General features: G+C 58.8%; 14 protein-coding genes and 1 tRNA gene. 6 read left to right on the forward strand and 9 right to left on the reverse strand.

Features of this window, described 5'->3' with window-relative positions; all coding sequences use genetic code 11:
* Nucleotides 1–312 precede the first annotated feature (312 nt).
* The 7 genes from ACJ8HA_RS12125 to ACJ8HA_RS12155 form a co-directional block, all read right to left on the reverse strand.
* Nucleotides 313–864, reverse strand: coding sequence for a flavodoxin family protein (locus ACJ8HA_RS12125; RefSeq protein ID WP_004940045.1), 552 nt, complete (start codon nt 862–864; stop codon nt 313–315).
* A gap of 327 nt (nt 865–1,191) precedes the next feature.
* Nucleotides 1,192–2,724: a glycosyltransferase family 39 protein gene (locus tag ACJ8HA_RS12130; protein WP_442515352.1), complete on the reverse strand. Its 1,533-nt coding sequence runs from the start codon at nt 2,722–2,724 to the stop codon at nt 1,192–1,194.
* A gap of 125 nt (nt 2,725–2,849) precedes the next feature.
* Nucleotides 2,850–2,993, reverse strand: coding sequence for a hypothetical protein (locus ACJ8HA_RS12135; protein ID WP_016928795.1), 144 nt, complete (start codon nt 2,991–2,993; stop codon nt 2,850–2,852).
* Between the two features lie 109 nt (nt 2,994–3,102).
* Nucleotides 3,103–3,429: a gamma-glutamylcyclotransferase family protein gene (locus ACJ8HA_RS12140; RefSeq protein WP_049206185.1), complete on the reverse strand. Its 327-nt coding sequence runs from the start codon at nt 3,427–3,429 to the stop codon at nt 3,103–3,105.
* Nucleotides 3,430–3,562: 133 nt separating this feature from the next.
* Nucleotides 3,563–3,639: transfer RNA gene (locus ACJ8HA_RS12145), tRNA-Arg, on the reverse strand.
* A gap of 96 nt (nt 3,640–3,735) precedes the next feature.
* Nucleotides 3,736–4,032, reverse strand: coding sequence for a hypothetical protein (locus ACJ8HA_RS12150; protein WP_049209323.1), 297 nt, complete (start codon nt 4,030–4,032; stop codon nt 3,736–3,738).
* Nucleotides 4,029–4,238, reverse strand: coding sequence for a hypothetical protein (locus ACJ8HA_RS12155; protein WP_185742323.1), 210 nt, complete (start codon nt 4,236–4,238; stop codon nt 4,029–4,031). Before ACJ8HA_RS12155 ends, ACJ8HA_RS12150 begins: the two co-directional genes overlap by 4 nt.
* A gap of 205 nt (nt 4,239–4,443) precedes the next feature.
* Between ACJ8HA_RS12155 and folD the strand changes: the two genes are divergently transcribed.
* Together folD and ybcJ are read left to right on the forward strand one after the other, a co-directional pair.
* The gene (folD, locus tag ACJ8HA_RS12160; protein ID WP_004940177.1) at nt 4,444–5,310 is read left to right on the forward strand and encodes a bifunctional methylenetetrahydrofolate dehydrogenase/methenyltetrahydrofolate cyclohydrolase FolD; all 867 of its coding nucleotides are present in this window, start codon (nt 4,444–4,446) and stop codon (nt 5,308–5,310) included.
* 10 nt (nt 5,311–5,320) lie between these two features.
* On the forward strand, nt 5,321–5,533 hold the full coding sequence (gene ybcJ / locus ACJ8HA_RS12165) for a ribosome-associated protein YbcJ (protein ID WP_025301818.1): 213 nt from the start codon (nt 5,321–5,323) through the stop codon (nt 5,531–5,533).
* A 61-nt stretch (nt 5,534–5,594) separates the two neighbouring features.
* Here ybcJ and cysS read toward each other — a convergent pair whose 3' ends face one another.
* Nucleotides 5,595–6,980, reverse strand: coding sequence for a cysteine--tRNA ligase (cysS, locus tag ACJ8HA_RS12170; RefSeq protein WP_025301817.1), 1,386 nt, complete (start codon nt 6,978–6,980; stop codon nt 5,595–5,597).
* Between the two features lie 308 nt (nt 6,981–7,288).
* Between cysS and ppiB the strand changes: the two genes are divergently transcribed.
* The 4 genes from ppiB to purK all read left to right on the forward strand — a co-directional run bounded on the left by ppiB (nt 7,289) and on the right by purK (nt 10,254).
* Complete coding sequence (gene ppiB / locus ACJ8HA_RS12175) at nt 7,289–7,783, forward strand: peptidylprolyl isomerase B (RefSeq protein ID WP_025301816.1); 495 nt, start codon at nt 7,289–7,291, stop codon at nt 7,781–7,783.
* Between the two features lie 10 nt (nt 7,784–7,793).
* A complete protein-coding gene (locus ACJ8HA_RS12180; protein ID WP_060432577.1) occupies nt 7,794–8,516 on the forward strand; it encodes a UDP-2,3-diacylglucosamine diphosphatase in 723 nt (240 codons plus the stop codon).
* A 149-nt stretch (nt 8,517–8,665) separates the two neighbouring features.
* Nucleotides 8,666–9,190 carry a 5-(carboxyamino)imidazole ribonucleotide mutase gene (gene purE, locus ACJ8HA_RS12185; RefSeq protein ID WP_025301815.1) on the forward strand — a complete coding sequence of 175 codons (525 nt, stop codon included), beginning with the start codon at nt 8,666–8,668 and terminating at the stop codon, nt 9,188–9,190.
* On the forward strand, nt 9,187–10,254 hold the full coding sequence (purK, locus tag ACJ8HA_RS12190; protein WP_004940189.1) for a 5-(carboxyamino)imidazole ribonucleotide synthase: 1,068 nt from the start codon (nt 9,187–9,189) through the stop codon (nt 10,252–10,254). The genes purE and purK overlap by 4 nt, the downstream gene beginning before the upstream one ends.
* A 63-nt stretch (nt 10,255–10,317) precedes the next feature.
* Here the strand turns inward: purK and ACJ8HA_RS12195 are convergent, their stop codons facing one another.
* On the reverse strand, nt 10,318–11,724 hold the full coding sequence (locus ACJ8HA_RS12195) for a sugar porter family MFS transporter (RefSeq protein WP_043135713.1): 1,407 nt from the start codon (nt 11,722–11,724) through the stop codon (nt 10,318–10,320).
* Between the last annotated feature and the right edge of the window lie 159 nt (nt 11,725–11,883).

The raw sequence follows: 11,883 nt of genomic DNA on the forward strand, positions 1-11,883 counted from the left end.
TGCAACTGGGCCGCCCGTGCAATAACAACCCAAAAAAAGCCCGCATGAAGCGGGCTTGCTTGAACAACAGCAAATCGACAGTTACAACACGGCCATGCCTTGCATGCCCGTGTTGCCACGCAGTATAGCGGTGAAAGCTTAAGCGGACCTTAGCAACAAAAAACCCGGCCTAGGAACCGGGAATATTTGTACGAAATGCAGTGTTAGCCCAAGCAGGCTAATAACATTTCGCAGCCTACACGCCAATTGTGCAGAGAAAATGAACGCGGCATCCGTTCAACCGCACCGCCACCCCATCTACACGGTAAGGCCTTACGCCAGTTTGGCGGCAAAGCCCGCTACGCGCTGGCCATAGAGCTTGGCGGTCGCCAGATCGCCCGACAGCATCTCATCCACGCCGGCATCCGCCGGGGTCTGCACCAGCAGCCCCACCGAACCGCCCAGGTTATTGACGTCGGTACGCTGCGCCGATTTGGTGTTGGCCGGCAGCAGCCCCAGACTGACCCACAGGCCGCCATGTTGCGAAGCCAGCGTCTGCAGCGCGATCAACGTGACCTGCTTGTCGCCGTTCAGGCTGGCGCTGTTGGTAAAGCCGCCGAACACTTTGTCCTGCCACTTGCGGCCGAACCAGGCTTTGGAGCTCGCGTCGGCGAATTTCTTGAACTGCCAGGATGGGCCGCCCATATAGGTCGGCGAGCCAAAGATGATGGCGTCCGCCTCATCCAACGTCTGCCAGGCTTCGTCGCTGATGTCACCGTTCTGATCGATGGCGATCAGTTCCGCCCCCGCACCTTCCGCCACGACTTTCGCCAAACGCTCGGTATGGCCGTAGCCGGAATGAAACACCACTACTGTCTTCGCCATAGAAATTCTCCACTCATTGCACAAAGGCACCGACGGCGCCCCCTCTCGCGTTCAATCTAATCAAGCGCGCAGCGGCTGAATACCGAATAAAACTGACGGTGTTATTCAAAAAAATCGCGTTACGCACCGCCGGGTATGCGCAGATAAAAAAAATCCCGCACAAGGCGGGATAAACTTAACAGGGATGGGGTAATACACTACAGGGAATGGATAACACACAACATCATCGGGTAGAGCTACAGTACCAATCCCAATGTATAGAACTGTCATCCCCGCGTAAGTTTGCTCGGCCAGATGTAACGCCGAATGGGAAATATGACATTTTGCTCAACGCACCACGAACAGGCGCGATTCGAAACCGCCGCTTTTGAAGGTGCCGGTATTGACCCATCCCGGCGGCGAACGGCCGAAGTCCTGATTGAAATCGCCGCCGCTGACCAGCCAGACCCGGCGATGGCCTTTCGCTAACGCGCTGAGATTATCGACGTAAGTCTGCGCCGCCCGATCGTGGAAAAAGGTGCCGAAACCATAGGCATTGGGCTTGCCCGAAATGCCGTTGGGCCTGGCCGGGGTATACAACAGGGCGCGATAGCCCTGCTTGTTGTAATACACATAGCTCAGATAGTTGAACATGTTGCTGACCACCACTGCATCGTTAGGCTGATAGAGACTGTTGATGTAGTGCACCATCACTTTGAACTCATCTTTCTCGACCGGGTAATCGTTACGCACGCCGCAGCCGAACAGCAAACTGAAGAACAGCAGCAAAGAAATCCCGCGCACCCGGCTTTTCGTGCCGGCGATCAGCACGCCCAACACCAGCGGAATGCCCAGCGCGGCCGAATAGAGGTAGCGATCGACAAACAGCGGCGAGCGCCAGGAAATGGCGAATACCAACGTCACCGGGATCAGAATGCCGCCGAGCAGCAGCAGCGAGAATGTTCTCGGCGTCTCCCGCCGCCACAGTAGCAATGAACATAAGGCGATAAACATCGCCGGCAGCAGCCAGAGAATGACCGTCGGATAATTGCTGCCATCATGCCCAGTGAGAAAACGCCAATACATCGCCGGCAGATCGCCCCAGGAAACCTGAGGGATCCAACCGACGTCGCCGCCGACCCGCAGCTCGGCGATATGCGCCAGCAGATTGAACAGCACCAGCAGCCAGGGAATGTAGGCCACCCCGATCGCCACATTGGCCAGCCACCACGCCGGCTGTTTGATGTAACGTACGCCTTCGCGGCGGCACGACAGCGCCAGCAGCACCAGCCAGTGAGCGATCAGCGTAAAAATCGTGAAGTAGTGGGTATAAAAGCTCAGCGTCATCAATAACGCATACAGCGCCAGGTAACGGTGGTTATCCGGCGTTTTCAGCCACTTCGCCAACGTCATGGCGGCGGCGATCGCCAGCATCCCCATCAACGCGTACATGCGCGCCTCCTGGCTGTAACGCACCGCCATCGGCATGATTGCCATCAGCCACCCCGCTATCAGCGCCGCCCGCTCATTGGTCAACCAACGGGTAAAACGCATCGCCAGCGCCACCGTCATTACGCCGAACACCAGGCTCAGCGAGCGGGCCGCCATGATGCCGTCGCCAAACAGCGCCATCCAGCCATGCAGCAACAGGTAATAAAGCGGCGGGTGAACATCGAAAGAAGCGTGGTACAGCAAAGCGCCCACGTCATAGCGGCTGGTCAGTACGCTGGAGGCTTCATCGCACCAAAAATACCGATCTGATAAGGAAATAAATCGCACGATCGCCGAAAACGCCACGATCGCCAACGCGTAATGTTTGTAACCGATGCCCTTTAAGCCGTTGTTGCTCAAAGAAACATTCGATACCTGCTGCAGTGACATAACGGCATTCCGCCCAAGAGAACCACACCGTGTGGAGACGCAGCGTCATCATTGCCGACGGCGGGTAAATGGCGGGTAAATCAGTGCGAAAAAGTCGGTGCAATCACCGCGGCGCCGCACGGCCCTCAGCGGATTTCAACGCTGATATCCGGGTAGGCTTTCTCCCCGTCGCTGAGGTAATGCCCCAACGCCCGGTAAGCCATGACGTACAGCACGGCGGCGGCGCACAGGCACAGCAAGGTCACGAGCAGGAATCTGGATTTGCGCACGATAGGCTCCATGGGGAAATTTTCGCCTATTGTAGCGCGGCAAAATAAACGAAAGTTCAATTGCCGGCGGGTCAAGCGCCTCGCACTCACTCGGCGAGGCGGCTTCATCTCATTTCTTCAACATGTAGATAAACGAATCGACGGTTTCGCCGCCGGCGGTGGAGACGCTGACCGCCACCCGTTCATACCCCTCACCTTCGAACGCATCGAGAGTCGGCCAGTGGTTGACGAGATTAGCTGAACGGAACAGAAAACCGTTCACCCGATTGCCGCTGTTATCCAACACGATGCCTGGGTAGCCCATCTCGGCGCCCCAGCCTTCGTTAAGCAGCGATCCGCCGACGCTGCCTTCTTCCCAGCTGCCGCCGATGGCTTCCATAATGTGCGCGTTGGGTCTGCCCGGCCCCAGGGTGCCGTAAACGAATAAGCTTTGCATGTTGCTCTCTGCCACTGACTAAAAGTTAGCGAACGAACATAGCATGGCGCTCAATGGCGAGCCAACGAGAGTATGGATTACGCAGTCGAATTTTTGAGGGAACAAGTCGGGGGGAAGAAAATCAAGGAAGTAATGGCACGCCCTATAGGATTCGAACCTATGACCTACGGCTTAGAAGGCCGTTGCTCTATCCAACTGAGCTAAGGGCGCATTGAGATGCGGCAACCTGTGGTTGCGGGTTGCGATTATACGGTCAGAGGTTAGCGAGTCAATGCCTTTTCATGACGTTACGGCGGCGACGGCGCTTTATGGCGTTTTTTCCGCCAGCGCCCGCGCTATGTTACGGTGCGCCAGGCCGACCGCGGTATCGCCTGGTGTGCGCTCAGCCTCTTGCCGCCCACCGCCCCGCCGCAGACAAAGGCGCGTAGACTGTACCACTGCGGCAATATCCCCCCAATCGGCATGCTCAACCACCTGCATATTGCAGGTCGCTTCCCCCCTTTCCCCCAATGCGGAGTCAGGGCGTGCGCTGTTTAAGGATGCCTGGCTCCACGGCGCCCAAGCCAGCAATAGCGCGCAACCTACCCATGCGCTGCCGTTCATGCGCACAGCTTCCGCCACAGGGCGTTCAGGCGTGCCCGCCACGACGGCGCTGCCTCATGCTGGCCGAGCTGATGCAGCGCGATAAGCTGCGCACTGTCCGCCGGATGCAGCGAAGAATCGAACACCGTCTCTCCCACATGTTTAGGCTGCGCCGGTTGCTCGTCAGGCTGATGATGCAACGGGTAAAGCCGGGTTATCGCTCTCATGATCCTGCCCTCTTTCGCCCTGTGAACGACCTCAGCGTATGCAAATGCAGGTAAAAATGGCGTAGAGGATCCTGAGGCCGGCATAAAAAAAGCGTAAATCGGCATTGGCAACGGCCGCGAGGGTGATTCTGCGCCTGACAGCGCGCTCAGCTTCTGCCAGAATAGCGGCATCCCCGCTTTTCTTAATTGATGGATTTCCACACTGATGTCAGCAAAGATTATTGATGGTAAAACGATTGCGCAGCAGGTTAGAAACGAAGTGGCTGAGCAAGTGAAACAACGTCTGGCGGCCGGCAAACGCGCCCCAGGGCTGGCGGTTGTGTTGGTCGGCGAGAACCCGGCTTCGCAAATTTACGTCGCCAGCAAGCGCCGCGCCTGCGATGAAGTCGGCTTCCTTTCCCGCTCCTACGATCTGCCCGCTGCCACCAGTGAAGCCGAGCTGCTGGCGTTGATCGACCAGCTGAACGCCGATGAGGAAATCGACGGTATTCTGGTGCAGCTGCCGCTGCCGGCCGGCATCGATAACGTCAAGGTGCTGGAACGCATCCACCCGGACAAAGACGTCGACGGCTTCCACCCGTACAACGTCGGCCGCCTGTGCCAGCGCGCGCCTAAGCTGCGCCCGTGCACGCCGCGCGGCATCGTCACCCTGCTGGAGCGTTATAACATCGATACCTACGGCCTGAACGCCGTGGTGGTCGGCGCGTCCAACATCGTCGGCCGCCCGATGAGCATGGAGCTGCTGCTGGCCGGCTGCACCACCACCGTCACCCACCGCTTCACCAAAAATCTGCGTCATCACGTCGAGAACGCCGATCTGCTGGTGGTGGCGGTCGGCAAGCCGGGCTTCATTCCGGGCGACTGGATCAAACCGGGCGCCATCGTGGTGGACGTCGGCATCAACCGTCTGGAAAGCGGTAAAGTGGTCGGCGACGTCGATTTCGACGCCGCCAGCGAGCGCGCCGCCTACATAACCCCAGTACCGGGTGGCGTCGGCCCGATGACCGTTGCTACACTGATCCAAAATACCTTGCAGGCCTGCGAGGAATATCACGACGTTCAACCTAAATAAGTAAGGCAGTATGGAAATTTTCAATCTGGACAATCATCCCCACGTCGAACTGTGCGATCTGCTGAAGTTCCAGGGCTGGTGTGAAAGCGGCGGCGGCGCCAAAGAAGTCATCGCCGAAGGGCGGGTGAAAGTCGACGGCAAGGTCGAAACCCGCAAACGCTGCAAGATCGTCGCCGATCAGGTCGTGGAGTTCAACGGCGGCAAGGTCATGGTTAAACCCTAACCCGCAGCCATAGAAAAAGGCGCTGAATTCAGCGCCTTTTTTGTTTTTCCCTGCGGCCGGATTACTTACGGCGCCAGGTGGTGCCCTGCGGGCCGTCTTCCAGCACGATGTTCATCTCGTTCAACCGATCGCGAGCGGCATCCGCCAGCGCCCAATCCTTCGCGGCGCGCGCTTCGTTACGCTGTTTGATCAGCGCTTCAATCTCCGCCACTTCGCCGTCGTCAACCTGAGCGCCCCCTTGCAGGAACTGCTCCGGCTCCTGCTGCAGCAGGCCGAGCACGTTCGCCAGCTTGCGCAGTTCCGCCGCCATGCCGTTGGCCGCCGCCATGTCTTCACCCTTGAGGCGGTTAACTTCGCGCGCCAGATCGAACAGCGCCGAGTAGGCTTCCGGGGTGTTGAAGTCGTCGTCCATCGCTTCGCGGAAGCGGGCTTCGAACGCTTCGCCGCCGGCCGGTGCGGCGTCGGCATCGGTGCCGCGCAGCGCGGTATAGAGGCGCTCCAGCGCGGTGCGCGCCTGTTTGAGGTTCTCTTCGCTGTAGTTCAGCTGGCTGCGATAGTGGCCGGACATCAGGAAGTAACGCACCGTCTCCGCATCGTAATGGCCGAGCACGTCGCGGATGGTGAAGAAGTTATCCAGCGATTTGGACATCTTCTCTCTGTCGATCATCACCATGCCGGAGTGCATCCAGTAATTGACGTACGGCCCGTCGTGGGCGCAGCTCGACTGTGCGATCTCGTTCTCGTGGTGCGGGAACATCAGATCGGAACCGCCGCCGTGAATGTCAAAGTGGGTGCCCAGCTGCTTGCAGTTCATGGCGGAGCATTCGATGTGCCAGCCTGGACGGCCCGGCCCCCACGGCGACTGCCAGCTCGGCTCGCCCGGCTTGGACATCTTCCACAGCACGAAATCCATCGGGTTGCGCTTCACGTCGTCGATTTCCACGCGCGCGCCGGCCTGCAGCTGATCCAGATCCTGGCGCGACAGCAGCCCGTATTGCGGATCGCTGTCGATGGAGAACATCACGTCGCCGTTGCTGGCCACATAGGCGTGATCGCGATCGATCAGGCGCTGGGTGATCTCGATGATCTCGGCGATATGCTGGGTCGCGCGCGGCTCTTGATCCGGGCGGTCGATCAGCAGCGCGTCGAAGTCGGCGTGCATTTCCGCCAGCATGCGTTCGGTCAGCTGGTCGCAGGTCTCATGATTTTCCGCCGCGCGGCGGATGATTTTGTCGTCCACGTCGGTGACGTTGCGCACGTAGTTCAGCGAATAGCCGAGGTAGCGCAGGTAACGCGCCACCACGTCGAAAGCGACAAAGGTACGACCGTGGCCGATGTGACACAGGTCATAGATGGTTACCCCGCACACGTACATGCCCACTTTCCCGGCATGAATGGGTTTGAATTCCTCTTTTTGACGACTCAGGGTATTAAAAATCTTTAGCATCGGGAGATTCCGTGGTGTGCGTGATAACAAAAAAGATAACCGGGCTTCAGGTTTCCGCCCGGTAGCGTATTGAAACCTGAAGCCTGATCTATTGCAAGGTTAAGGCCATGCTTTGCTGGCTTCACGCGAAGAAAACGCGCAAAATTCGGCGGTCAGCGCAATTGTTATAATATAACATAAACACAATTACCACAGACAGTGCGCGGTTGAGCCGCTGCTGACTCGCTAGGGCGGATATGTTATAAGGGCGGTCTGAATGTTCACTCGCTTTACGTGACGTCTCACTTCACCTTGTTAGGATTAAAACTATGGTTACTTTCCACACCAATCACGGCGATATCGTTATCAAGACCTTTGCTGACAAAGCGCCGGTTACCGTTGAAAACTTCCTGAACTACTGCCGCGCCGGTTTCTACGACAACACCATCTTCCACCGTGTGATCAACGGCTTCATGATCCAGGGCGGCGGTTTCGAGCCGGGCATGAACCAGAAAGCGACCAACGCGACTATCAAGAACGAAGCCAACAACGGTCTGAAAAACACCATCGGCACCCTGGCAATGGCACGTACCAACGATCCGCACTCCGCCACCGCACAGTTCTTCATCAACGTGGCTGACAACGACTTCCTGAACTTCCGCGGCGAAAACGCGCAAGGTTGGGGCTACTGCGTGTTTGCAGAAGTGGTTGAAGGCATGGACGTGGTCAACAAGATCAAAGGCGTGAAAACCGGCCGCAGCGGCATGCACCAGGACGTACCGGTAGAAGACGTCGTGATCAACAGCGTGACCGTCAGCGAGTAATCGCGGCTGCATGAGTACGCTGTTCATCGCAGATCTGCACTTGTGCGCACAGGAACCGGCAATCACTGCCGGTTTTCTGCGTTTTTTACGGCGCGAAGCGGTGCACGCCGACGCGCTGTACATCCTCGGCGACCTGTTTGAAGCCTGGATCGGCGACGACGATCCCGAGCCGCTGCATGCGGAGATCGCCGCGGCGCTGAAAGCGCTGCAACAGGCCGGTGTGCCCTGCTATTTCATCCACGGCAACCGCGATTTTCTGCTCGGCAAACGCTTCGCCCGCGCCAGCGGCATGCAGCTGCTGCCGGAAGAAAAAGTGCTGGAGCTGTACGGCCGCAGGATCCTGATCCTGCACGGCGACACCCTGTGCACTGACGATCAAGCCTATCAGCAATTCCGCCGTAAAGTGCACAACCCGCTGATTCAAAAACTGTTCCTCGCGATGCCGCTGCGCTGGCGACTGAAGATCGCCGCCAAGATGCGCGCCCGCAGCCAGCAATCCAACCAGTACAAGTCGGACGCCATCATGGACGTCAACCCGCAGGCGGTCGAGCAAACCATGCTGCGCCACGACGTGCACTGGATGATCCACGGCCATACCCATCGCCCGGCGGTGCACCGGCTGGCATTGAGCAACGGCGAAGCCCATCGCGCGGTGCTGGGTGCCTGGCACGTCGAAGGATCGATGATCAAAGTCAGCGCCGACGCCGTCGAGCTGATCTCATTCCCATTCTGAATTCCGCACTGGCGCGCGAGTAAAAATTCGCGCTTTCGCCGGTGAAAACCGGCGACGCAACCGTTTTCCTCGCCGTGCGCTCATGGTATGCTCTACGCCCTCATTCGGCCCTCAGCCGACGCCAGAAAAATCACAGGAGCCTTACACCCATGGGAGCCAACGCCGCTTCAGCCGCCACTACCGGGGCTAAAATCGCAATTGTAATGGGATCGAAAAGTGACTGGGCCACCATGCAGTTCGCCGCCGAAGTCCTGACCCAGCTCGATGTCCCCTTCCATGTCGAAGTCGTTTCCGCTCACCGCACGCCGGACAAGCTGTTCAGCTTCGCCGAGCAGGCTGCCGCCAACGGCTTTGACGTGATCATCGCCGGCGCCGGCGGTGCGGCGCACCTGCCGGGCATGCTGGCGGCGAAAACCCTGGTGCCGGTGCTGGGTGTGCCGGTGCAAAGCGCCGCGCTGAGCGGCGTAGACAGCCTGTACTCCATCGTACAGATGCCGCGCGGCATTCCGGTGGGCACGCTGGCGATCGGCAAAGCCGGCGCCGCCAACGCCGGGCTGCTGGCGATGCAGATCCTGGCGCTGCACGACGCCGCGCTGGCGCAGCGTTTGGCGGACTGGCGTCAGGCGCAGACCGAAGACGTCTTGAACCACCCCGATCCGCGGGAGGACGCATGAAGCCGGTTTGCGTACTGGGCAACGGTCAACTGGGGCGCATGCTGCGCCAGGCCGGCGAACCGCTGGGCATCGCCGTCTACCCTGTCGGCATCGATGCCGAACCTGAAGCGGTGCCGTATCAGAACAGCGTCATTACCGCCGAGATCGAACGCTGGCCAGAAACCGCGCTGACGCGCGAGCTGGCGACCCACAGCGCCTTCGTCAACCGTGACATCTTCCCGCGTCTGGCGGATCGCCTGACGCAAAAACAGCTGCTCGACCAGCTCGGCCTGGCGACCGCGCCGTGGCAGCTGCTGGCGAGCGCCGCCGAATGGCCGCAGGTGTTCGCTGCGCTGGGCGAGCTGGCGATCGTCAAACGCCGGGTCGGCGGCTATGACGGCCGCGGCCAATGGCGCTTGCGCCCGGGCCAGGAAGCCGAACTGCCGGCCGACGCCTATGGCGAGTGCATCGTCGAGCAAGGCATCAATTTCTCCGGCGAAGTGTCGCTGGTGGGCGCGCGCGGCCACGACGGCCGTTCGGTATTCTACCCGCTGACCCACAACCTGCATGAAGACGGCATCCTGCGCACCAGCGTGGCGCTGCCGCAGCCCAACCCGGCACTGCAGCAACAGGCCGAGCAGATGCTGGCGGCGATCCTGAACGAGCTGAACTACGTCGGCGTGATGGCGATGGAGTGCTTTATCGTCGGCGATCGGCTGCTGATCAACGAACTGGCGCCGCGCGTGCACAACAGCGGCCACTGGACGCAAAACGGTGCGTCCATCAGCCAGTTCGAATTGCACCTGCGCGCGATTCTCGGCCTGCCGCTGCCGCAGCCGGTGGTGAGCACGCCGTCGGTGATGGTCAACCTGATCGGCACCGCCGTCAACGAACAGTGGCTGTCGCTGCCGCTGGTGCATCTGCACTGGTATGAGAAAGAGGTGCGCCCGGGCCGCAAGGTCGGCCACCTCAATCTGAACGACCCGAGCGCCGCCGATCTGCGCCAGGCGCTGCAGGCGCTGGCACCGCTGCTGCCGGGTGAATACCAAAGCGGGCTGGCCTGGGCACAGCAGAAGCTGGCTTAACGGTTTATACCGCCGAAAAGAAGAAGGTTCAGCCCAGGCTGAACCTTTTTTTTGCCGCAAAGATCAACGCGAGCCGATGTTACGCAACGGTTTGCCGGCCATCAGATTGCGTTCAATATGTTCCAGAGAAATATTTTTCGTTTCCGGGATCAGCGCCAGCGTGATGAAAACAAACAGCACGTTAAGCCCCGCATAGACCCAAAAGGTGTGAGCGCTACCCAACGAATTCAGCATGGTCAGGAATGTCGCCCCCACGATCATATTGGCGATCCAGTTAGTGGCGGTGGAACAGGTGATGCCGAAATCGCGGCCTTTCAATGGCTGGATCTCTGAGCACAGCACCCAAATCAGCGGGCCGGCGCTCATGGCAAAGCCGACGATAAACATCAGCAGCATGACGATGGCGAAATATTGCTCCGCCGCCGAGTTCATGCCGATGTTCATCATGGTTCCCAGCGCCCCCATGCCGACGGCCATCACGATAAACCCAAGGATCAAAGTGGGCTTGCGGCCCCAGCGGTCGACCAACCCAATAGCGATAAAGGTGGCCAGCACGTTGACCAGACCGACGATCACCGTGCCCCACATCTGCTGTTCCGTACTGGCGAAGCCCGCCAGACCGAAAATCTTCGGCGCGTAGTACATGGTGACGTTCATCCCGGTGAACTGCTGCATCACCTGAAGAAGAATGCCAAGGAAAACCGCGCGGCGGAAATTTTTATTGCCTTTGAATAACGCCCAACCGCTTTGCTTCAGTTTGAGGCTTTCACGAATTTCATTCAGTTCATACTGCGCCTGGGCACTGCTGTCGCGCAGCTTCTCCAACACCTGACGCGCCTGCTCATGACGATTGCGCGAGGCCAACCACCGCGGACTGTCAGGTAAAAAGAACACGCCGACCAACAACAGCCCGGCCGGGATGGTGATGACGCCCAACATCCAGCGCCAGGCACCGGTATAGCTGAATGCCGTATCAGACAGGTAAGCGGCCAGAATGCCGATGGTGATCATCAATTGATACATCGAGATCATGCTGCCACGGATTTTCTCCGGCGCGATTTCAGAAAGATAAATCGGCGCGGTATAAGAAGCGATCCCCACCGCCAATCCCAGCAGAATACGTGAAACGATCAACACCTCCACGTTGGGGGCGAACGCAGAACACAGCGATCCCGCCACGAAGAGGATAGCGCCGATCATCAAACTGTATTTGCGCCCCAGCCGGAAGTTCATCCAGCCGCTGCCGATGGCGCCGACGGCGGCGCCAAACATCATTGAGCTGACCACCCACTCCTGCTGAGAGCTGGTGATCTGAAAAGTCTCGGTAATAAACGGCAGGGCGCCGGCGATCACGCCGATATCAAGACCGAACAGCAGGCCGGCCAAGGCGGCTAAAAAACAGACGAAAAAAGTCATGCCGACATGAGTCGGGCTTTTCTCCGCCGGTGTCACTTTGACGGTATCGCTCATACAGCCTCCAGGAGAAAACGGTCATCAGTGTGCGACATGATAGGAGGCAATGCGTCGAAGATAAGTGAGTGCGATCACATTAGTGAAAACGGTTACATTCCATTAAAAATGGATATGCTGTTTTTCAAGGTGGATAAAGTCGCTTAATTTATGCATAAC

This window comes from Serratia sp. CY33802 (assembly GCF_052169095.1).
GTDB lineage: Bacteria > Pseudomonadota > Gammaproteobacteria > Enterobacterales > Enterobacteriaceae > Serratia > Serratia bockelmannii.

Excerpts from the sequence above, each read along its gene's own strand:
- cysS (WP_025301817.1), bottom strand. The coding sequence starts at position 6,980 with ATGCTAAAGATTTTTAATACCCTGAGTCGTCAAAAAGAGGAATTCAAA.
- folD (WP_004940177.1), top strand. The coding sequence starts at position 4,444 with ATGTCAGCAAAGATTATTGATGGTAAAACGATTGCGCAGCAGGTTAGA.
- ACJ8HA_RS12180 (WP_060432577.1), top strand. The coding sequence starts at position 7,794 with ATGAGTACGCTGTTCATCGCAGATCTGCACTTGTGCGCACAGGAACCG.
- ACJ8HA_RS12125 (WP_004940045.1), bottom strand. The coding sequence starts at position 864 with ATGGCGAAGACAGTAGTGGTGTTTCATTCCGGCTACGGCCATACCGAG.
- ACJ8HA_RS12130 (WP_442515352.1), bottom strand. The coding sequence starts at position 2,724 with ATGTCACTGCAGCAGGTATCGAATGTTTCTTTGAGCAACAACGGCTTA.
- purE (WP_025301815.1), top strand. The coding sequence starts at position 8,666 with ATGGGAGCCAACGCCGCTTCAGCCGCCACTACCGGGGCTAAAATCGCA.
- ACJ8HA_RS12150 (WP_049209323.1), bottom strand. The coding sequence starts at position 4,032 with ATGAACGGCAGCGCATGGGTAGGTTGCGCGCTATTGCTGGCTTGGGCG.
- ACJ8HA_RS12195 (WP_043135713.1), bottom strand. The coding sequence starts at position 11,724 with ATGAGCGATACCGTCAAAGTGACACCGGCGGAGAAAAGCCCGACTCAT.
- purK (WP_004940189.1), top strand. The coding sequence starts at position 9,187 with ATGAAGCCGGTTTGCGTACTGGGCAACGGTCAACTGGGGCGCATGCTG.
- ACJ8HA_RS12140 (WP_049206185.1), bottom strand. The coding sequence starts at position 3,429 with ATGCAAAGCTTATTCGTTTACGGCACCCTGGGGCCGGGCAGACCCAAC.
- ppiB (WP_025301816.1), top strand. The coding sequence starts at position 7,289 with ATGGTTACTTTCCACACCAATCACGGCGATATCGTTATCAAGACCTTT.
- ybcJ (WP_025301818.1), top strand. The coding sequence starts at position 5,321 with ATGGAAATTTTCAATCTGGACAATCATCCCCACGTCGAACTGTGCGAT.
- ACJ8HA_RS12155 (WP_185742323.1), bottom strand. The coding sequence starts at position 4,238 with ATGAGAGCGATAACCCGGCTTTACCCGTTGCATCATCAGCCTGACGAG.